We start from the raw sequence: 19,314 nt of genomic DNA, 5'->3' as shown, positions 1-19,314 counted from the left end.
CTCGCACCCCCGCGGCTACTGCTGGAGAAAATCTAGACGAGCGGCTTCAGAGCCTTGCCCGCCAATTCGACGGCACCGGGCTGGTGTCCGTTGGTGATCAGGTTGATGATGACGCCGTCGATGCCTTGATCGAGGACGCGCTTCTGCACCTGCTCGGCGACATCGTCGGGCGTTCCGCAGAAGTGGCGGTCGGTGGCCTTCGCTGCGTCCTCCTCGGAGAGATTCGTCAGATCGAGGCCCTGCTTCAGCACGAACTCCCGCTGCAACTCCTTGGCCTTGTCACCGTCCTCGTCGATGATGACGAAGGCGAGGAAGCTCGTCTCGAGATCCTTCGGATCGCGGTCGACTTCCTCGCAACGGGCCTGAACGGCTGCCATCTTGCGGGGCAGTTCGTTTGCGTCGCAGATGATGTTGAGGTGATCGGCGAACTGTGCGGCCAGGCCGAAGGTCTTCTTCTCGCCGCCACCGCCCAACATGATCGGCAGATCATCGCGGATGCGGGGCTCGTTCATCGCGTTCTCGACCTGGTACCACAGGCCGTCGAACGTGGGACGCTGGCCGCGGAGCATAGGTTCGATGATCTGCAGGGCCTCGTCGAGGCGCTCGAATCGGTCGGTGAACGTACCGAATTCGAGTCCGAAGCTCTGGTGCTCGAGTTCGTACCAGCCGGCACCGATACCGAGAATGGCCCGGCCGCCGCTGACGACGTCGAGGGTGGTGACGGTCTTGGCCAGGATCGCCGGGTTGCGATACGTGTTGCCGGTGACCAAGGCGGAGAGCTGGATGGTGTCGGTGGCCGTCGCGAGCGCCGACAGGGCGGAGTAGGCCTCGAGCATCGGCTCGTCGGGCTTTCCGATTCCGGGGAGTTGGTAGAAGTGATCCATCACGAACGCAGTGTCGAACCCGGCCGCTTCGGCCTCGCGCGCCTGCGCGATGACCTGGGGAAAGAGTTCCGCGACCGAACCGTCGTAGCTGAAGTTGGGCATCTGGTAACCGAGGCGAATAGTCACGGCTGCCACGCTACTCGGATATCGGCCCACAGCACGTGGGAGAGCGCGATAATTCGTCCATGACCACCATCGATCTGGCCCGAGCGCCGTTCTCCGGATTTGCCGTCGACGACCTGCCGGCAGCTCGCGCGTTCTACGCGGACACCCTCGGTCTCGAGGTGACCGAGAACGAGATGGGGATGCTCGAACTTCACCTGGGAGCGGCGACGGTACTCATCTATCCTCGTCCCGGTCACGTGCCGGCGCAGTACACCATCCTCAATTTCCCGGTGACCGACATCGAGGCCGCAGTCGATGCATTGATCGCCAAAGGGGTGGTGTTCCAACAGTATCCGGACATGGGCACCGACGAGAAGGGGATCTTCCGGCACGGCGGACCGCTCATCGCCTGGTTCACCGATCCGGCGGGCAACGTGTTGTCGGTGCTGCAGGACTGAACTCGACCGCTCAGGCAGCCGGGGTCCCCTCCGCCAAGGCCGTTGTCGCGGAACGTCGTACGCCCTGAGGGTCGACCCACTCGACGACGGCGACATCACCGGGGTGACGTCCGATGAGGGCCTGGGCCAGATCCGACGACGAACCGACACCGGCACCGTCGAAGGCGACGATCACATCGTCGCCGGACAGTCCGATTGCCGAGGCCGGAGAATCGGTAGCCACCGTCACCACCTCGGCACCCATCGCCGGCTTGTTGTCGAACACGGACACATCTCGCACCGACACCCCGAAGTACGGGGTCGGGCCCACATGAACCGTCCCGCCGGACTGCCCCGCGACGACCTGGTCGAGCACGGCAGCGGCCTCCGTGATGGGAACCGCATACGCCTCGGGTGCCTGCGGGGGCCTGCTCTCGGAGCCGGTGCGCGCCTCGTCCGAGAGCCCCGCTGTATTGACGCCCACCACACGACCCCAGGCATCGAACAGTGGGCCACCCGAATCACCCGCTCGCACATCGGCATCGACTCGAATCATCCGATCCAGAGTGTTCCGCGAACCGTCCACCGAACTACGGGTACGCACCTGCTGATCCAGAGCCGTCACCGCACCCGGGGCAGGCACCAGAACGCCTGCGCCAGCAGCATTCCCGACGGCAGTGACCGCATCCCCCACCTCGGGAGGTGAGTCCGGAGCGAACTCGACCACCGGCAGGTCGGCCGCGGAAAGCAACTGCATGACCGCCAGGTCACGAGATTTGTCGTAACCGAGCACGGTGGCGTCGTAGATCAGTCCGTTGCCCATGTGCACCGCGCTGATCTCGGTCGCGTTTTCGACGACGTGGAAGTTGGTGAGCACCAGGCCGTCCGGGGCAACGACGAAGCCGGTACCTGCGACGCCGGAGTAGCCGGCGGTGGCGGAGATCGTGACGACGGTGGGGTTCACTCGCGCCGAGAGGTCCTCGAGAGTGAGCGGGGGCGGCTCGACGACGGGGACAGGCGTGACCTCGGGGGCCTGCAGCTGGACGTCGGTGCCGACAATTCCGGGACTCAGCGGCGTGGCGAGGAACCAGACACCGGCGGCGACCAGCGTCAGTACCCACGCTCGCCCACCCGACTGCATGAAAATCGATTATGGTCCGATGCCGAGCGCCGTGCCAGTCAGTCTGCGATCACGGCTCGGGGAACGTCGGCGCGCAGTGTGAAGTCGGTGACGAATTCGCCGTCCTCGGGGCCGTATCGATTCTTGATGTCGTAGCTCTCGACGTCGAACGCGTCGAGGGACGGCGAATGGGTGGTGACGGCCATCGAGCCGCCGTCGATATCGAACTGGAGCAGACGTTGGAAGCCGGTGCTGCGTTCGCCGTCGACCTCGAAGTACTGATAATCGGCCAGCAGTTGCACGACGGTGCGGTCGGTCTCTCCCACGTGCTCGTCGACGACCGCGACCTGGCCGTCGACGTGCCCGGACAGGACGAGGAAGACGGTCTCGTATGGGACGACCAGTCGATTCCAGATCTGCTGGCCGGAGCTGGACCCGATGTCGCCGAACCCCATCAGTTTCTTCTCGCCGAGTTCGTCGAGGTAGTAGTGCGTGCCGATGACGACATTGCGATCGGGGTTCTCGTCGAGAACTCGTTCGGCCCACTGCATGACCTTCTCCGGCGGGTTGTAGCCGATGTACAGCATCAAGAACTTGGCTCCGGCAATGTCGACCAGGTCGTAGTGCGCCGAATTGTCCTCGTCGGTGAACGAACCGCCCCAATAGGGTTGATCCCGATAACGCTGAGGGCCGAAGTACTCGTTGTAGAGCGCGTGGTTCTTCTCGTGCTCTCCGGGAACCAATTTGCCCGCGACGTTCCAGATGTTGTCGTGGTTACCGGGCAGAACGCCGTGGGCGATGCCGGCATCCTCGAGGATCTGCATCGATTCGCTGGCGGCCTCGAACTCCGTGCGCGCCTGAGTATCCGGACGCCCCGGGCTGATCCAGCTCTGAATCAGGTCGCCGGTGTGCATGCTGTAGTCGATCTTCAGCTCGTCGGCGTTGTCGGCGGTCCACTGCGTCATCTCCGAGTACACGCCGGGATCGTCACGGGCGATGTACTGCGTGTCGGTGATGTGCTGGAGCGCGAAATCGTACGTGCTCGGATCGGCGAAGCTGCTGTCGGGGCGCGCGTTGGTTTCGGCGAAAGAACGATCTGCACGCGGGTTGTCGATGACCAGTACTTCGACAGTGCCTCTCTCGGTGGAGATCTCGGCACTCAATTCCACCTGACCGCCGGGCGCAACCGGGTCGGCCGTGGCAATGGCCGGGCCCCACGTGTTGCCCGACTGGTCCCATACATGCAACGCCAGATCGTTGGTGTTCACCGATCTGCCGGACCACGTCAGCGTCGCCGTGTCCGTACCCGGCGCGAACGTCGCGGTGTAGCGGAGATAGGGATATTCGTCCCACCCCGAGGTTCGCATCTCCGTCGTCGACGACTCGACACCGACCTCGTGAGTCGGCGGATTCGGCGCGTCTGCGACACCCGCGACCATGGACGTGGTGATCGCCGCGGGCACCGTCGTCAAACCGATCCCCGGTACCGCAGCCGCTTGGCGAGGCGTCGGCTGGTCGCGGCGCTCGGCAGCCGCATCGGCACCGGTGAGGGCGAGCAGCACACAGGTCAGCGCCAAGGAGCCGAATGCCGATGGGCGCTTCATGCCATCGAGGTTACCGATACCAGCGCCGGAGCCGCGGAAACCGCAGGGCTGCCCGGCTACAGTCGGCTCATGTCCGCGCAGCATCGCCCTCGGGTTCTGATCGGTATCTCCGGCTGGACGTACGCGCCGTGGCGAGGGGATTTCTACCCGAGCGGTCTCGCGCATCGCAAGGAACTCGGGTACGCGTCCGAGCACCTGACGTCGATCGAGATCAACGGCACGTTCTATGCGATGCAGAAGCCGTCGAGCTTCACCAAGTGGCACGACGAGACTCCGGATGACTTCGTGTTCTCCATCAAGGGTGGGCGGTACGTCACGCACATCAAGCGGCTCGTCGGCGTCGAGTCGGCATTGGCGAACTTCTTCGCCACCGGGGTCCTCACCCTCGGTGACAAGCTGGGGCCATTCTTGTGGCAGCTCCCACCCAATCTCGAGTTCGACGCGCAGAAGATGACGGACTTCTGCGCCCTGTTGCCCAGAACTGTCTCTGCCGCAGTAACTCTGGCGGAGTCGCGGGACGACAAACTGGCCGAGGATCGAGTGCTGTTGCCGGCTACGTCGTCTCGGCCACTGCGGCACTGTGTCGAGGCCAGACATGCAAGCTTCGCCTCCGACGAGGCAGTGGAACTGTTGCGCGAGAACGATATTGCGATCGTGGTTGCCGACACCGCCGGAAAGTACCCGTACATCGACACCCCCACAGCGGATTTCATGTATGCCCGACTGCACGGAGACGAAGAGTTGTACGCCAGCGGCTACACCGACGACGCTCTCGATCGATGGGCCACCAAGATCTCCGAGTGGACGTCGGCGGGCCGGGACGTCTTCGTGTACTTCGACAACGACATCAAGGGCTACGCACCCTTCGACGCCATGAAACTCATCGAGCGCGTCGGTAGCTGAGTATTCGTCTCTCTAGGATCGAAGCTAGAGGAGCGAATACTCGTGTAGCTACTGACTCGATGCAGGTAGAGCCTCTGCGACACGTGAAAGGCTGCGCGCCGCCGCGAGAATCGTCTCCACCTTGTCCGTCAAGGCGTCGCCCTCGAATGTCTCCACGCGGCCGCCGACGCTGATCGACGCGACGACCACCCCGTCGCGTCCGAGAATCGGTGCGCCCACCGCCGCGACGCCGGCCAGGTAGTCGGAGTTGCTCAGCGCGTATCCCTGCGTTCGGATCCGGTCGAGATGATCCATCAACTGGTCTGGTGACGTCAGTGTTCGGCTCGTGTATGCAGCAAGCTCTCCGCCGAGCCAGCGGTCGCGAATGCGAGCGGAGAACGCGAGCATCGCCATCGGCCCGGCCGTGGCGTGATACGGAAGAACGGATCCAATCGAAATGCCAGCTACCACAAGGGGATTGCTGCCCTCGTGGCGGTCGATGCACACCGCGCCCTCGTCAGCGGGAACCATCAGATAGGCGGTGTCGCCGAACTTTTGGGCGATGTCCGACAGATACGGCTGGGCGGCACCGCGGATGTCGAGCTGTGTCAACGCGGACGATCCGATCTCGAACACCGGCATGGCGATCCGGTACGAACCCTCCGCTGTTCTGTCCACCCAGCCGGCATGGATCAACGTCGTCATCAGGCGATGCACGGTCGTCTTGTTCATTCGACTCGCCGTCGTCAGGTCGTTGAGCGTCCACACAGGATGCGTCGTGTCGAAATGGTCGAGCAGAGCGCATGCCTTCACGACGGCACCGACGATGTCGCGGCCGGCCTGGGCGTCGGACTCGGTGGGAACTGCCACGAGTTGTTCCTTCCGGTCGGGTGGAGCGTCGTCGCCATCCTACGAACCGACGCGCGATGCGCTATCGATCCACGGGTATTGACTTGTGATCCGAGCCACTCTAAATTCGGAAGGCGTTCCGCAATACGAAACGGAGAGTGCTCGTGACGATGACTTTGAGAGGCCTGACCGAACAAGGCCTGGTGTATGCGCCCGGCGTCTGGGACGGGTTGACGGCCAAGCTGGCCGAGCAGGCGGGCTTCTCGGCGCTGTGCGCGTCCGGCTTCGCCGTATCGGCTGCGCTCGGACTGCCCGACGCCGAGCTGTACACCATGACCGAGAACCTGCAGGCCGTCCGGACCATTCGCGAGGCATCGTCTCTGCCCCTCGTCGCGGACATCGACACGGGCTACGGAAACGCCGTCAACGCCGCGCGCACCGCGACGCGGTTCGCCGAGGCCGGCGTCCAGGGTGTGTTCATGGAGGACCAGCTGTCGCCGAAGAAATGCCCGATCTGCGTCGGCGAGCCGGTGGACTTGATCTCCGTCGAGGAGGCGTCGGGCAAGGTTCGGGCGGTGCGTGATTCCATGCCGGACGACGTTCTGCTCATCGCACGCACCGACGCACGTGGCGACGAGGCGATCATGCGCGCCCAGGCCTACGTCGACGCCGGAGCCGACATGATCATGCCGGTGACGAAGACGTTCGAGACCGTCGAGCAGTGGGAGAACTGTCACCGAGCGGTCGGGGTTCCGCTGATGGCCACGCTCACCGCGTCGACCTGGACCGAGCGGGAGTTCACTCCGGAGGTTCTGGCACAGATCGGAGTGCGGCTGGCTCTGCTGCCCACTCAGGTGCTGATGGCCGCAACCGGTGCCGCACGCGAGACTCTGCGTCGCCTGGCCGCAGGCGAAGCTCCCGCCGACGTCAGTGCCGACGCGCTGCAGCACCACGAGTTCGTGGACCTCATCGGTTTTCCCGAAGTCGAAGCGCAGCAGCGTAAGTACCTTCCTGCAGAGGCGAACCGATGACATCGGCCGCGTTCACGATGGTCGAGAAGATCCTCGGTAGGACCTGTGGCGGTGATCCAGTGCGTGCCGGTGAGAACCACGCGGTACGACCGGCTCGGATGATCGCGTACGACTTTCCCGGGTACACCGATGTGATGTTCCGGCAGATGCGCGACGACTTCGGTATCACCTCACTCGAGGACCCGTCTCGGTACGTCGTCTTCATCGATCACATGTTGACCAAGCGCAACGACCGGGAACAAGAAGTACACCAGGTCACCCGAGAGTGGTGCGAGTACTACGGAATCGAGTTGCACGAGGGCCGCGGCATCGGGCACCAACTCACCGCCGAACTCGGTTTGGCCATCCCCGGTGACTTCCTCGTCCACTTCGACGGCCACATCAGCGGAATCGGGGCGTTCGGTGCGTTGGGCTGGGGTATCCGCCGAGATCTGATCGAGGCATGGGTGACCGGCCAACTCTACGTGGATATCCCAGCGACGACGCGGTTCGACCTGTACGGAGAATTCGCGCCGGGGGTGGACAGCCGCGATCTGGTGCACACCATCATCGACCTCGTCGGGGCCGACGGGTGCGCACACCAGGTGATGGAATTCGGTGGCCCCGGTGCCCGGTCGATGAAAATCGATCACCGGCAGGGATTGTGCGGCATGGCGATGTTCACCGGAGCCGTGTCCGCGATATTCGAACCGGACGAAACCTCACTCGCCTACGCCAACGATGTTGCGCGACAGTCGTTCACGCCGGTCCACCCAGACTCCGATGCGACCTACGCAGCTCGGCACACCATCGACCTCGCCCAGATCGTGCCGCAGGTCGTGCAGCCCGGCTCGGCGCGTGCAGCCAACACCCACACTGCAGCCGAACTCGCCGGCACTCCGATCACCAAGGCGTTCATCGGATCATGTGCCAGTGGACGAATCGAGGATCTGCGGGCCGCGGCACTCGTGCTCGACGGACGCACCGTGGCTCCCGGTGTGGAGCTCAATGTCGTGCCCACGTCGCAGAAGGTGCACGATCAGGCAGAGCGAGAGGGGCTGCTCGACGTACTGCGCGCGGCTGGTGCGCACATTGCAGTGTCGAGCTGCGACTTCTGCTTCGGCTATCAGAAGCCGTTGGCGGCGGGCGAGAATTGCATATCGACCGGCGTGCTCAACATCTCCGGCCGGATGGGTAGCTCGGACGCCAACATCTACATGGGTTCTCCGTACACCGTCGCCGCCAGCGCGCTGGCCGGCACGATCCAGCAGGTGGGCTCGTGAGCGCCTACCCACCCCCGCCCGACGTCATCTCCGGCCGAGTTGCCTGGGTCTTCGGCGACGACTTCGACATCGATCTCGTTGTCGGCGTTGCGAATATCAAGTCGTACGATCCCGAGCATCTGAGGTCGGTCTGCATGACCGCATACGATCCGGGTTTCGTCGATCGCGTTCGGCCGGGCGACATCATCGTCGGCGGCCGCAACTTCGGGTACGGTCACCCGCACTATCCGCCGATGGTGGCTCTGCGCAACGCCGGTATCCAGGCCATCGTGGCCGAGTCGTTCTCGCCGGGATTCTGGCGCGGAGAGACATTCAACGGAGTACCCCTCATCACCATTCCGGAAGTCTCCGGCGCGGTCGTCACCGGTGATGCCGTCGAACTCGATTGGCGACGAGCAGCATTGACCACCGCCGACGGTCGATCGATGGTGGGCAGTGCGCCCAACCCTCGTACTGTCGCAGTCATCGAGGCCGGCGGATCGTACGAACTACTGCTGGCCGAACACCGAAACAAGCAACCACTCACAGGACAGGGAACAGCGCGATGACGAACGTCGACCAGCCTTCTGCGGTCACCAGCGCACCGAAAGCCGACACCACCACCGCGCGCCGTGCTGCGCTCGCCGGTGGCGTCGGCACGCTCATCGAGTATTACGACTTCGCCGTCTACGGATTTCTCGCCGTAGTCATTGCGCCACTGTTCTTTCCGTCCACCAGCCCCGGCGTATCCATCCTCGCGACCCTGGCAGTATTCGGCGTCGCATACGTTGCACGTCCGCTCGGAGGCATCTTCTTCGGCCGCCTCGGCGACAGAAAGGGCCGTCGGCAGGCTCTGGTCGTGACAGTGGTCTGTATGGGTATCGCGTGTGGAGTCCTGGGAATGCTGCCCACGCACTCGAGTGTGGGCGTGCTGGCACCGATTCTGCTCGTCATCATCCGACTCGCCCAAGGATTCTCTGCAGGAGGTGAAATCGGCGGTGCAGCAACCTATATCGCAGAGTCTGCACCGCCGAACCGTCGCGGCTTCTTCGGGTCGTTCACGCCGGTCGGTTCCACCCTCGGATTCGCGGTCGCCGCAGCCGTTGTCGGAGTGGTCGCCCTCATCACGACCGACGACCAGATGTCGTCGTGGGGCTGGCGCATCCCGTTCCTGCTTGCTCTCCCGCTGGCATTCGTCTGTCTGCGAGTGCGGCTGAAGCTCGAAGACAGCCCCGAGTTCGAGGAAATGGCAGCCAAGAACGAGGTTGCGAAAAGCCCGCTCAGCGATGTCGTGAAGAAGCAGCCGTGGTCGGTGCTACGTGTCGTCGGAATTGCGATCGCGATGAACGGATCCGGTTACATCGGTCTGACGTACTTCAGCGTGTACCTGATCAACGACCTCGGATTCTCCAAGGACTCGGTCTACTGGACATCCGCGATCGCAATTGCGTTGGCCTGTGCGACCTTCCCGCTCAGCGGCATGCTCACCGACAGATTCGGGCGCAAACCGGTACTGCTCAGCGGCTACGTTGCGTATGTCGTCATTGCGTTGCCGGTGTTCATGATCCTCGGCGCGACGTCGTCGATCATCGTGGTGGGCTGTGTGTACTTCGTCTACATGGTTCTCAACGGAGTCGTGCAGGTACCTGCGTTCCCACTGTTCACCGAGCTGTTCCCCCGGGCAGTTCGATACACCGGAGTGTCGTTGGGCTTCAACATCGGCACCATCGCCGCAGGCGGTACAGCACCGTACGTCGCCGCTCAACTGGTGGAGTCGACCGGCAACGCCATGTCACCCGCCTACTGGGTCATGGGTGTCTGCGTGATCGGCGTACTCACGGTGCTGACCATCAAGGAAACCGGACGCGAGAAACTCCCGGTGTAGTGCGGCGTAGATGCCGGCCGTAGTTCGAGACTCGCCCCACCACGTGCGCTCGACGTGGTGGGGCGTCCCGCGTGTGTGCGGTCGAGGGACGCAGCCGACCGGGGTGACAAACGCGAGCGCACTTGCCAGATGCGCGCAGAATAGCGACGTGATCGGTGTCTACTTTGTGCGCGTCTGGCAAACGCGCGCGCGTTTGCGGAAATGGGGGCCGCTACCCCAGTATTCCGCACTCTTGCGTCAAAGCTAGATATCGATAGACAGCGCTACGGAGCGCAGAGTCGACGCACGGCGGCTTCGATTTTCGACGCCCGACGCTGAATTTCGGCGTTGTCGGCAGGCTCGCAGTGCAGGCTCGGCGCGGTCATCCACGCCGAGGTGATGCCGAACATCATGGTGATCAGATCGTCGACGGTGAAGGCGTCGGAGATCAGTCCGTCTCGCTGGGCGTCGGCCATGGCCCTGTGTCGCTCGGCGATGACCGAGTGGATGTCGTCGGTGCCCGAGGTCGCCATACCGCCCTGAAGCTGAGTCCACAGCAGGAGGCGGTGTTCCTCGGGATGCGCAGCGAGGTGCAGGTATTCGCGCGCTGCGTATCCGCCGAGATCGTCGACGGCGAAGGGTACTTCGTCGATGAACCGCGCGAACCCGTCCTCGACGACGGCCCGGAACAGGGCTTCTTTGTCCCCGAAGTACGCGTACAGACGTTCCTTGCTGGCCTTGGCCGCGGCCGCGATCCGATCGACGCGGGCCCCGGCAAGCCCGTGTACCGAGAACTCGTCCCGGGCGGCGACGACGATGCGGGCGCGGGTCGCACTGGCGTCAGGTTTCATGGCGGTCACCATACCCCCAACCAACTAGTTCGTTTGACTATTGGTTCTGGGTCGCCTACCTTTTTGCTCGGGACATTTTTCGTGCCCAGAATCAACGAGTACGAGTGGGGTACAAGCATGTCGCAGCTCTCCGAGCGCGAAGCGCCGGATCTGAATCCGAACTACGAGCGCCGATGGCTGGTGCTGTGCATCGTCGCCATCACTCAGCTCACGATCGTGCTCGACGGCACGATCGTCAACATTGCGCTGCCGCAGGCTCAGCTGGACCTGGGCATCAGCGACAGCAGCCGCGCCTGGGTCATCACCGCCTACGCGTTGTCCTTCGGCGCACTCCTGCTGCTCGGCGGACGCATCGCCGACTACTGGGGACGCAAGCGCTCGTTCATCGTCGGCATGGCAGGCTTCGCCGTTGCCTCCGCTATCGGCGGACTCGCCCAAGAAGGCTGGCAGCTGTTCATCGCGCGCGCCGGCCAGGGTGTGTTCGCTGCACTGCTCGCCCCGGCAGCACTCGCCATCCTGACGGTGACGTTCACCGACACCAAGGAACGCGCCAAAGCGTTCGGCGTCTTCGGTGCCATTGCCGGTGGCGGCGCAGCGGTCGGCCTACTCCTCGGCGGAGTGCTCACCGAGTACGCGAACTGGCGCTGGTGCCTGCTGGTCAACATCCCGGTCGCAGTGTTCGCCATCGCCGCAGCGGTGCCGCTGGTGAAGGAGAGCAAGGCTCACGGAGACACCCGCTACGATCTGCCCGGCGCAATCCTCGTCGCTCTCGGTCTGGCCTCGCTGGTCTACGGCTTCACCGAAGCCGAAGACGGCTGGGCGACGGTACCCACCATCTCGTTCATCGCGCTCGGCCTCGCTCTGCTGGCCGCGTTCGTCGTCGTCGAATCCAAGTCCGCCAACCCGCTGCTGCCCTTGAGTGTGTTGCTCGACCGTGACCGCGGCGCCGCCTACATCGGCTCGGCCGTCATCGGCGCTGCCCTGCTCGGTGGCACGTTGTACCTCACGTTCTACTTCCAGATCGTGCTGGAGATGAGCCCGGTGATCGCCGGCGTCGCGTCGCTCCCGATGACCGGCGGCATTCTGATCACGGCCGCGCTCGCTTCTGCGCTCGTGCCGAAGATCGGACCCAAGCCGCTGATGGCCGTCGGTCCGGTCGTCTCCGCAGTCGGCCTGCTGCTGCTGACCCAGATCGGCGTCGACACCTCGTACTTCACGCACGTCCTGCCGGGCGTCGTACTCCTCGGCCTCGGCCTCGGTCTGCTGATGGTTCCGATGCAGAACGTCGCACTGATCGGCGTTCCCGATCACGACGCAGGTGCCGCATCGGCGCTGATCAACGCCACCCTGCAGGTCGGCGGCGCACTCGGTGCTGCGGTGTTCACCACCGTCTACACCTCGTCCAAGACCTCGTACCTGGCCGAGAATCCGGCACCGACTCCGCCCGCCGGAGTTCCCGCGGAAGCTCTCGCCGGACAGGAAGTGCCCAGCGACGAGATGTTGGCCGCGCTGCCGGAGCCGATCCGCAACTTCGTGCTCGCGACCATCGACCACGCGTTCTCGGCCGAGGTCTCCGGCTACGCCTGGGCATTCGGAACCGCCGCGATCCTCGTCGCGCTGGTGAGCCCGGTCGTGTTGCTGCTCGTCCGCGCGAAGAAAGACGACCTGCCCGTCGGCGACACCCCGGTACACATCGGATAACGCAGGCACGAACCGACAACCCCGCTGCTCAGCCGTCGAGCAGCGGGGTTGACGTTCTTCGAAGGCATCGTCAGTCCGGGTCGATTGCTTCGGCCTGCGCGGTGAGCAACATGTGCAGCAGCTCGGGAGGCAATGCCATCGGAGGCATCGCGCCGAGAGTGATGGAGTTGTCGGAATCGCCGTTCAGTTCCTCCACCTCGTCGTGCAGGCTTTCCATCTTCTCGTCCAGCGTGTTGGCCGTCTCGGCGGCCTCGGTCAGTTCCGCCAACAGGGTGGGCGGAATCTGGCCGCGGTACTTGTAGAAGATCTTGTGCTCGAGGCTCGCCCAGAAATCCATGGCAATCGTGCGGATCTGGAGTTCGACCAAGACCGGTTGGACGCGATCGGACATGAACACCGGAATTTCGACGATGAGGTGCAAACTCTTGTAGCCGTTGGCTTTCGGGTTCGCGATGTAATCCTTGACCTCGACGACTCGAACGTCGGTCTGACTACTGAGCATGTCCGCGATGCGGTAGGTGTCGGAGATGAAGCTGCACGTGATGCGGACACCTGCGACGTCGAAGATGTTCTCGCGAATGGCGTCGAGCGTCAGTGCGCACTTCTTGCGCTGAGCCTTGTCGACGATGCTCTCGGGCGTCTTGAGTCGCGACGAGACATGCTCGATGGGGCTGTAGCGGTGGATGTGAGTGAATTCCTGCTTCAGGATGTTGATCTTGGTGATCAGTTCGTCGATTCCGAACTTGTAACTCATCATGAAGCGGGTGAAATCGTGCCTCAGCTGCACCAGGTCGACGACGGCTTCACTGTTGCTCATGCCCCCGATTGTCCACGATCGCCGGACGTGACCGCGCCGCGCGAGAATCGAAGCTGGCGTCGCTGCACGTGGCACCGAGTTCTGGGGTGAACCGCACGAGATTGCACCTCTGGCACTGATGGGTACGGTGATGCCCCCGCTCACACGAGCAAGCACGCGAACCCACCAGTACCGAACCGGCGACAAGCGGATGGCCGTTGGTGCAGTGAGTAGGTGCTCGTTCTGCCCACCGATCGCCGACGCGGTAGAGCGACCCGGCAACCGGGTCGGTGTCGCGCTCGTCGGATGCCATCGCGCGCAACCGCCTTCGACACTGTCTACCGCCCGATATGGACCGCCCGAAGTGGCTCCGCTGGCCGCATCGCCAACTCCGGGGGCCCGCTCAGACTAACAGAAATCGAACGTATGTTCTAACGTGGATGTCAAAACCACGTCTTGCGGCCACCGACTGCGCGCCCCATCGAACCGAGCAACGTCAGAACCGCGCCGACGACCACCAGAATGATGCCGATAGTCGTCAAAATTGAAATGCCGGCGAAATAGCCGATGAGGGCGAGGATGATTCCGAGAACGATCATGACTACTCCTGGTGCCAAAGTGAGCCCACTATCGACGAATTGTCGATGGGACCGAACCTACTCGGGCGCGTGGACGATTGCTCACAATTGTCGCTATTTTCCGGCATCCACTTTCGCCGCGAGGAAAGCCTCCGGATCGATCAGATCCGCCTGCCCCACGATCGATCCCAGATCCGCGATGCGCTCGATCCCGGTGAGCACCATCTCCTCCTCGACGGTGCCCTCGGCGTAGCCGTAGTAGCAGGTCGACGTGGTGTGGTTGTGGTCCTTGTCGATGCGGTTGGCGCGGCCCTCGATCTGCCTGATGTCGATGGGTGTCCACCGGGGATCGTGAATCAGCGTCACGCGCGGTGCGAGTGTGGAGACCGTCCCCTCCGGGAGCAGTAACTCGTTGGTGTGCAGGTTGATCGCGCTCGTGGTGGTCGAGACGATGACCGACGCGTCGCCGGTCTGAAAACGGCGGATCGACGCCTCCTGCTCGGGACTGCTCATGCTCCCGTCGACCACGGCGACCTCGAGCCCCTCGTCTCGAAGTGTCTGGGCCAGAGCAGCGACCGACTCGCGGTAGAACATCGAGACGAACACCTGATTGCCTGCCTTGACCCACGTCCGGACTTGATCCGCAGACGCGGGAATGCGCAGGTACGAGCACTTCTGACGAAATCGCAGCGTCGCCGCACGAGTACTCGGATTCTTCTGCAGCACTCGCTTTCCGCCGACGGCCTTCCAGATCGGCAGGCCGACTTCCTTGCGGTAGTCCACCCACGCCGAGTTGTACAGCCGCTTCTGCGCGGCCGTGAGTTCCTGACCGAGGGGCTCCCGCGGAGTCGGCGGCGACGGCCGCGAAATAGACCACGGCACAGCACCTCCCGAGAGCCAGCCGTGCACAGACGCGATGTCGCGGGCTCGCTTCGTCGCGTCCTCGGGCTCCCACCGCCACGTGGTCAACCCCGTCGTCGCCTTCCCTGCCTTGACAGCGAACCCGGACTCGATGAGGAACTCCGCCCACTTCATGGTCACGGCATACCCGAGATACTCGTCGTCGCCGAGGATCTCGACGCCGCGGCTGCGTTCGACGGCGCGGGCCATGTACGCGAAATGCAGCGGCTGATAGCCGGGAGTGGCAGACATCCACACGACGGATCGGGCCGCCTCTTGATACCGCCACAGAATTTGCGACTGCTGCGATTCGATGTTCATCAACGCATGCGACTCGTCGGCGATCACCACGTCGATGTCGAACCGCAGCTCGCCCAGCGAGATGGTCCGCTTGTTCTGCGTCCGTTTACGTTTGCCCAGATCGGTCTCGGGCGGAACCGACAGCAGCTTCTTGGTGGACTGATAGGTGATCAGCAACCAACGCTTGCGGTCGGACGGTTCGATGCCGGCCTCGCTGTCTGCAATGGTGCGACGCCACCCCGGCAGCGCACCCTTGGGTGCCACCACCAGAACCGTGCCGATCTCGGCGGCCGACATCTGCCGCACGGCCTCGCACACGGCCAACGTCTTTCCCAGACCCGTCGAATCCATCTGCGCGAAGTACGGGAAGCCGGCGTCGAGCGCGGCCAAATGGCGTCGGACCGATTCGAGTTGGGTGTCGCGAGGCTGCATCGCCCGTTCGCGCACCTCTTCGTCGCGCCAACTGTCGTTCGCGTCGTCCTCGAGCCACCGCTGCAGGCTGTACGGCATCGATTCGTACGGCTGCAGGTACTCGGGCAGTTCGGTTCCGTAATACGCGAACACGCGCGGTCCGGGGTACCAGCGCGCTCCCGCTGCGCCCGCCGCGGACCGATCCTCGAACGGCACGTCCAACACCCAGACGCGCTCGCCGGGATCGGGCACCCGAAGATCGGGGGCGGCGGACTTGCGGGGCGAGGTCTTGCGCGGGGCTGCTCTCTTGCGAGGTGCGGCCTTCTTCGGGGCAGCTTTCTTCGCTGCAGGCTCACCGTTCTTCGCAGCCGCGAACTTTCGCGCAGCGCTGCTCTGCCCGGCCTTGACGGTGCGGGCAGTGGTGGATCGGGCAGTGCGTTTACGAGGTGGCATCGGATCCAGTCTGTCGTACGGTGTGCACGAACACCGTAAAGGAGCCCTGTGACATACCCGAACGACCCGCGCGCCGTAGTTCTCGTCCACGACCGGGACCCGTCCCTGGCGCGTCGCGATATCGGCACCCTCGCCGCCGAATTGCGCACCAGGGGTTTCCTGTTGGACGTGCATTCCTTCGACCACAGTCCCGATGTCGCACCACCGACGCTGTCCGACGCGCAGGTGGTCGTGGTCATGGGCTCACCCGACGCTGCGTACGACGACACCCTGACGTGGCTCGCGCCGGAGATCGCGTACGTGCAGCAGGCGATCGATGCGCATGTCCCGGTTCTGGGTGTGTGCTTCGGCGGCCAGTTGCTTGCTCGCGTGCTCGGCGGATCCGTCCGCAAGTCCGAGTACCCCGAGTACGGATTCGTCGACGTCGAGACCTCCGATCCCGAGCTCGTCGCCTCGGGCCCGTGGATGGAATTCCACGGCGACACGTTCGTCGCGCCGCCGGAGGCCACGGTCATCGCCCGCAACGCGGCTGCGCAACAGGCCTTCGTCTGCGGCCCGCACCTCGGGTTGCAGTTCCACCCCGAGATCGACCTCGACACCTACGATGCATGGGCGGCCGCGTGGGAGCGCGACGGCGTCGAACACGCGGTGGACGTGCACCAGATCAGGCAAGACATTGCCGACTCCGAAGCAGCAGCTCGCAAGCGGTGCTCGGCCCTGCTGGACGCATTTCTCGCCCGATCCTCGGCGGTGCCCCGGTAGGGTCGAACGATGACCGAGGCCAGGCCCAGCAACTTCAGCGATCACCAGCTCGGCATCTACGCCGCCGGAATGTTCGCTCAGCAGACACCGTCGATCACCACCAACCTGGCAAGGCTGGAGGACCAGGCTGCCGAGAAGCTCTCGCCTGAGGCGCTCGGCTACATCGTCGCCAGCGCGGGCAGTGGCTCGACGGCGCGGGCGAACCGGGCCGCCTTCGACAGGTGGGCCATCACGCCGCGGATGCTGCGCAGCTCGGCCTCGCGTGATCATGCGTGCACCGTGCTCGGCACCGACATGCCTGCACCGCTGCTGATCGCGCCGGTGGGTATTCAGACTCTCGCCCATCCCGACGGTGAACTCGCGACGGTTCGCGCGGCTGCGGAACTCGGTGTGCCGTACATACATTCGACGCAGGCATCGCATTCCTTCGAGCAGATCGCCGAGGCGGGCGGAGATGCGCCACGCTGGTATCAGTTGTACTGGCCGACGGACGAATCGGTACTGCTGAGCTTCCTGCAGCGTGCGAAGGACACCGGATTCACCACGTTGGTGCTGACGCTCGACACCACGTTGCTGGGCTGGCGGCCTGCCGATCTCGACCGCGGGTACCTTCCGTTCTTGGCCAACCTCGGAATCGAGAACTATCTGAGCGATCCGGCGTTCCAAGCCGGACTCGCTCAGTCCGTCGAGGAGAATCCCGTTGCGGCCGCGATGCATTGGGCGCAGATGTTCCCCAATCCCGGCCTGTCGTGGAAGAACCTCGCGTTCCTGCGCGAGCACTGGGACGGTCCCATCGTGCTCAAGGGCATCTGCACCGTCGGCGACGCCCGAGAGGCGGCCGCCCATGGAGTCGACGGCATCGTGGTCTCCAACCACGGTGGACGTCAGATCGATGGTGCCAGGCCGTCTCTCGACGCGTTGCCGTCCATCGTCGAGGCTGTCGGCGACGAACTGACGATCCTGTTCGATTCCGGTGTGCGCACCGGTGCCGACATGGCCAAGGCGCTGGCGCTCGGGGCCGATGCGGTTCTACTCGGCCGCCCGTTCCTCTACGGTCTCGCCCTCGGCGGGCAGGAGGGTGTTGCACACGTACTACGTTGCCTGCTTGCCGAATTCGACTTGGTGACCAGCCTGTCCGGCCATACCGGCGCGGGCGAGCTCGGTCGCGACTCGATCGAGGCGTCCTGATGGAGTGGACGAAGCACGCGATCTGGTGGCACCTGTACCCGCTCGGCTTCACCGGCGCTCCGGTGCACGGATGGGACGGTGAATCCCAATCGGATCTGCACCGGCTCAGCAGAATCGAGAAGTGGCTCGACTACGCACTCGAGCTCGGTGCCTCGGGCATCGCCCTGGGGCCGATCTTCGAGTCGGAGAAGCACGGCTACGACACTGTCGACTACTACCACGTCGACGGTCGGCTCGGCACCGACGAGGATATCGATTCGCTGATCGCTGCGGCGCATTCCCGCGGTCTGAAAGTGATGTTCGACGGCGTCTTCAACCATGTGGCGCAGAGCTTCCCGAAGTTCCGTGAGGCCCTGGCTGAGGGCCCGGATTCCGAGGCCGCGGAGTGGTTCCACCTCGACTGGTCCGGGAACGAGCCGACGCATCGCAACTTCGAGGGCCACGACGAACTGGTCGCACTCAACCACGAGAGCCCGCACGTGCAGCAGTACGTCGTGGACGTGCTCTCGCACTGGCTCGGACGTGGCGTCGACGCCTGGCGGCTCGACGCGGCCTACGCGGTACCGCCGCGCTTCTGGGCCGCGGTACTGCCGAAGGTTCGCGAGAAGCATTCGGACGCATACTTTCTCGGCGAGGTCATCCACGGTGACTACGACCGGATCGTCTCGGCCTCCACGTTGGACTCGGTGACGCAGTACGAACTGTGGAAGGCGATCTGGAGTGGGCTGAGCGAGAAGAATTTCTTCGAGCTCTCGCATGCCCTCGAGCGTCACAACGGTTGGCTCGACGCCTTCGTGCCCGCCACGTTCGTCGGAAATCATGACGTCAATCGCATCGCCAGCGTCATCGAGGACGAGCGACATCTGCTGCACGCGTTGGTGGTTCTGTTCACCGTGGGCGGGATGCCGATGATCTACTACGGCGACGAGCAGGCATTCCGCGGTATCAAGGAAGATCGCGTCGGCGGTGATGACGAGGTGCGTCCCGAATACCCGGACACTTCCGAGGATCTCGCACCGTACGGCTGGCCCGTCTACCGAGTGCATCAGGAGCTGATCGCAGTTCGGCGTCGCAATCCGTGGTTGTACTCCGCACGCACCGAGACACTCGAGCTCACCAACACCGCGCTGCTCTACCGCGTGTACGCGGACGACAATTCCATGACGGTGGCGCTCAACCTCGGCGACGAGGCCATCGACTACCCGGCCCGGGGCAGCGAAGTACTGGCCGGTGAGGCGCACCTGAACGACGGACGGGTAAGCGTTCCTCCCCACGGCTGGGCTGTCATCGGCTGATCGCTGCATACGGTTGTGTTCGGCTGTCTACGTCGAGCGCAAGAAAGCAGTAGAGAGACCTA

Annotated in this window: 18 protein-coding genes; 10 read left to right on the top strand and 8 right to left on the bottom strand. The window is 64.1% G+C overall.

From position 1 onward, the window contains the following. Window positions 1-32: 32 nt before the first annotated feature. A complete protein-coding gene (locus J2X62_RS07925; protein ID WP_032368006.1) occupies window positions 33-1,010 on the bottom strand; it encodes an LLM class F420-dependent oxidoreductase in 978 nt (325 codons plus the stop codon). 59 nt (window positions 1,011-1,069) lie between these two features. On the opposite strand from J2X62_RS07925, the gene J2X62_RS07920 reads away from it, so the two are divergent. Continuing rightward, window positions 1,070-1,447, top strand: a complete 378-nt coding sequence (locus J2X62_RS07920) for a VOC family protein (protein WP_032367736.1) — start codon at window positions 1,070-1,072, stop codon at window positions 1,445-1,447. Window positions 1,448-1,457: 10 nt separating this feature from the next. Here the strand turns inward: J2X62_RS07920 and J2X62_RS07915 are convergent, their stop codons facing one another. Both J2X62_RS07915 and J2X62_RS07910 read right to left on the bottom strand, forming a co-directional pair. Next, window positions 1,458-2,567 (bottom strand): S1C family serine protease, encoded by a 1,110-nt coding sequence (locus J2X62_RS07915; RefSeq protein ID WP_094662264.1) that lies wholly within the window; start codon window positions 2,565-2,567, stop codon window positions 1,458-1,460. 38 nt (window positions 2,568-2,605) lie between these two features. Then, window positions 2,606-4,150 carry a metallophosphoesterase gene (locus J2X62_RS07910; protein ID WP_167325671.1) on the bottom strand — a complete coding sequence of 515 codons (1,545 nt, stop codon included), beginning with the start codon at window positions 4,148-4,150 and terminating at the stop codon, window positions 2,606-2,608. Window positions 4,151-4,219: 69 nt separating this feature from the next. Between J2X62_RS07910 and J2X62_RS07905 the strand changes: the two genes are divergently transcribed. Next, entirely contained in the window at window positions 4,220-5,053 is an 834-nt protein-coding gene (locus J2X62_RS07905) for a DUF72 domain-containing protein (RefSeq protein WP_310179558.1), read from the top strand. 48 nt (window positions 5,054-5,101) lie between these two features. Here J2X62_RS07905 and J2X62_RS07900 read toward each other — a convergent pair whose 3' ends face one another. Then, the gene (locus J2X62_RS07900) at window positions 5,102-5,902 is read right to left on the bottom strand and encodes an IclR family transcriptional regulator (protein WP_032382426.1); all 801 of its coding nucleotides are present in this window, start codon (window positions 5,900-5,902) and stop codon (window positions 5,102-5,104) included. Between the two features lie 149 nt (window positions 5,903-6,051). On the opposite strand from J2X62_RS07900, the gene J2X62_RS07895 reads away from it, so the two are divergent. From J2X62_RS07895 to J2X62_RS07880, 4 genes are read left to right on the top strand one after another with little or no spacing between them, the layout of a single operon-like run. After that, a complete protein-coding gene (locus J2X62_RS07895) occupies window positions 6,052-6,912 on the top strand; it encodes an oxaloacetate decarboxylase (RefSeq protein WP_027495170.1) in 861 nt (286 codons plus the stop codon). Then, a complete protein-coding gene (locus J2X62_RS07890) occupies window positions 6,909-8,174 on the top strand; it encodes an aconitase family protein (RefSeq protein ID WP_371828224.1) in 1,266 nt (421 codons plus the stop codon). Before J2X62_RS07895 ends, J2X62_RS07890 begins: the two co-directional genes overlap by 4 nt. After that, window positions 8,171-8,722 (top strand): 3-isopropylmalate dehydratase, encoded by a 552-nt coding sequence (locus tag J2X62_RS07885; protein ID WP_027495172.1) that lies wholly within the window; start codon window positions 8,171-8,173, stop codon window positions 8,720-8,722. Before J2X62_RS07890 ends, J2X62_RS07885 begins: the two co-directional genes overlap by 4 nt. Continuing rightward, window positions 8,719-10,038: an MFS transporter gene (locus J2X62_RS07880; protein WP_094662258.1), complete on the top strand. Its 1,320-nt coding sequence runs from the start codon at window positions 8,719-8,721 to the stop codon at window positions 10,036-10,038. Before J2X62_RS07885 ends, J2X62_RS07880 begins: the two co-directional genes overlap by 4 nt. 263 nt (window positions 10,039-10,301) lie before the next feature. Here J2X62_RS07880 and J2X62_RS07875 read toward each other — a convergent pair whose 3' ends face one another. After that, complete coding sequence (locus J2X62_RS07875) at window positions 10,302-10,868, bottom strand: TetR family transcriptional regulator (RefSeq protein ID WP_310179554.1); 567 nt, start codon at window positions 10,866-10,868, stop codon at window positions 10,302-10,304. Window positions 10,869-10,985: 117 nt separating this feature from the next. Here J2X62_RS07875 and J2X62_RS07870 point away from each other — a divergent pair, with 117 nt between their 5' ends. Then, window positions 10,986-12,569: an MFS transporter gene (locus J2X62_RS07870; RefSeq protein ID WP_032382430.1), complete on the top strand. Its 1,584-nt coding sequence runs from the start codon at window positions 10,986-10,988 to the stop codon at window positions 12,567-12,569. Window positions 12,570-12,639: 70 nt separating this feature from the next. Here J2X62_RS07870 and J2X62_RS07865 read toward each other — a convergent pair whose 3' ends face one another. The 3 genes from J2X62_RS07865 to J2X62_RS07855 form a co-directional block, all read right to left on the bottom strand. After that, window positions 12,640-13,386 (bottom strand): GTP pyrophosphokinase family protein, encoded by a 747-nt coding sequence (locus J2X62_RS07865; protein ID WP_027495176.1) that lies wholly within the window; start codon window positions 13,384-13,386, stop codon window positions 12,640-12,642. A 422-nt stretch (window positions 13,387-13,808) separates the two neighbouring features. Beyond that, window positions 13,809-13,964, bottom strand: a complete 156-nt coding sequence (locus tag J2X62_RS07860; protein WP_094611554.1) for a DUF6131 family protein — start codon at window positions 13,962-13,964, stop codon at window positions 13,809-13,811. Between the two features lie 93 nt (window positions 13,965-14,057). After that, window positions 14,058-16,007 carry a DEAD/DEAH box helicase gene (locus tag J2X62_RS07855; protein WP_310179539.1) on the bottom strand — a complete coding sequence of 650 codons (1,950 nt, stop codon included), beginning with the start codon at window positions 16,005-16,007 and terminating at the stop codon, window positions 14,058-14,060. A 48-nt stretch (window positions 16,008-16,055) separates the two neighbouring features. Between J2X62_RS07855 and J2X62_RS07850 the strand changes: the two genes are divergently transcribed. The 3 genes from J2X62_RS07850 to J2X62_RS07840 are packed head-to-tail and all read left to right on the top strand — an operon-like array spanning window position 16,056 to window position 19,252. Beyond that, window positions 16,056-16,769 carry a type 1 glutamine amidotransferase gene (locus J2X62_RS07850; RefSeq protein ID WP_201010249.1) on the top strand — a complete coding sequence of 238 codons (714 nt, stop codon included), beginning with the start codon at window positions 16,056-16,058 and terminating at the stop codon, window positions 16,767-16,769. Between the two features lie 9 nt (window positions 16,770-16,778). After that, window positions 16,779-17,957: an alpha-hydroxy-acid oxidizing protein gene (locus tag J2X62_RS07845; RefSeq protein WP_222075536.1), complete on the top strand. Its 1,179-nt coding sequence runs from the start codon at window positions 16,779-16,781 to the stop codon at window positions 17,955-17,957. Then, the gene (locus tag J2X62_RS07840; RefSeq protein ID WP_222075535.1) at window positions 17,957-19,252 is read left to right on the top strand and encodes an alpha-amylase family glycosyl hydrolase; all 1,296 of its coding nucleotides are present in this window, start codon (window positions 17,957-17,959) and stop codon (window positions 19,250-19,252) included. The genes J2X62_RS07845 and J2X62_RS07840 overlap by 1 nt, the downstream gene beginning before the upstream one ends. The last annotated feature ends 62 nt before the right edge of the window (window positions 19,253-19,314 follow it).

The sequence above is a fragment of the Rhodococcus sp. 3258 genome (assembly GCF_031456475.1).
Taxonomy (GTDB): Bacteria; Actinomycetota; Actinomycetes; order Mycobacteriales; family Mycobacteriaceae; genus Rhodococcoides; species Rhodococcoides fascians.
This window is presented reverse-complemented; position numbering and strand designations above follow the sequence as displayed.

Coding starts and splice junctions, on each gene's coding strand:
- J2X62_RS07920 (WP_032367736.1), top strand. CDS start 1,070: ATGACCACCATCGATCTGGCCCGAGCGCCGTTCTCCGGATTTGCCGTC.
- J2X62_RS07915 (WP_094662264.1), bottom strand. CDS start 2,567: ATGCAGTCGGGTGGGCGAGCGTGGGTACTGACGCTGGTCGCCGCCGGT.
- J2X62_RS07910 (WP_167325671.1), bottom strand. CDS start 4,150: ATGAAGCGCCCATCGGCATTCGGCTCCTTGGCGCTGACCTGTGTGCTG.
- J2X62_RS07905 (WP_310179558.1), top strand. CDS start 4,220: ATGTCCGCGCAGCATCGCCCTCGGGTTCTGATCGGTATCTCCGGCTGG.
- J2X62_RS07895 (WP_027495170.1), top strand. CDS start 6,052: ATGACTTTGAGAGGCCTGACCGAACAAGGCCTGGTGTATGCGCCCGGC.
- J2X62_RS07890 (WP_371828224.1), top strand. CDS start 6,909: ATGACATCGGCCGCGTTCACGATGGTCGAGAAGATCCTCGGTAGGACC.
- J2X62_RS07880 (WP_094662258.1), top strand. CDS start 8,719: ATGACGAACGTCGACCAGCCTTCTGCGGTCACCAGCGCACCGAAAGCC.
- J2X62_RS07875 (WP_310179554.1), bottom strand. CDS start 10,868: ATGAAACCTGACGCCAGTGCGACCCGCGCCCGCATCGTCGTCGCCGCC.
- J2X62_RS07870 (WP_032382430.1), top strand. CDS start 10,986: ATGTCGCAGCTCTCCGAGCGCGAAGCGCCGGATCTGAATCCGAACTAC.
- J2X62_RS07865 (WP_027495176.1), bottom strand. CDS start 13,386: ATGAGCAACAGTGAAGCCGTCGTCGACCTGGTGCAGCTGAGGCACGAT.
- J2X62_RS07860 (WP_094611554.1), bottom strand. CDS start 13,964: ATGATCGTTCTCGGAATCATCCTCGCCCTCATCGGCTATTTCGCCGGC.
- J2X62_RS07855 (WP_310179539.1), bottom strand. CDS start 16,007: ATGCCACCTCGTAAACGCACTGCCCGATCCACCACTGCCCGCACCGTC.
- J2X62_RS07845 (WP_222075536.1), top strand. CDS start 16,779: ATGACCGAGGCCAGGCCCAGCAACTTCAGCGATCACCAGCTCGGCATC.
- J2X62_RS07840 (WP_222075535.1), top strand. CDS start 17,957: ATGGAGTGGACGAAGCACGCGATCTGGTGGCACCTGTACCCGCTCGGC.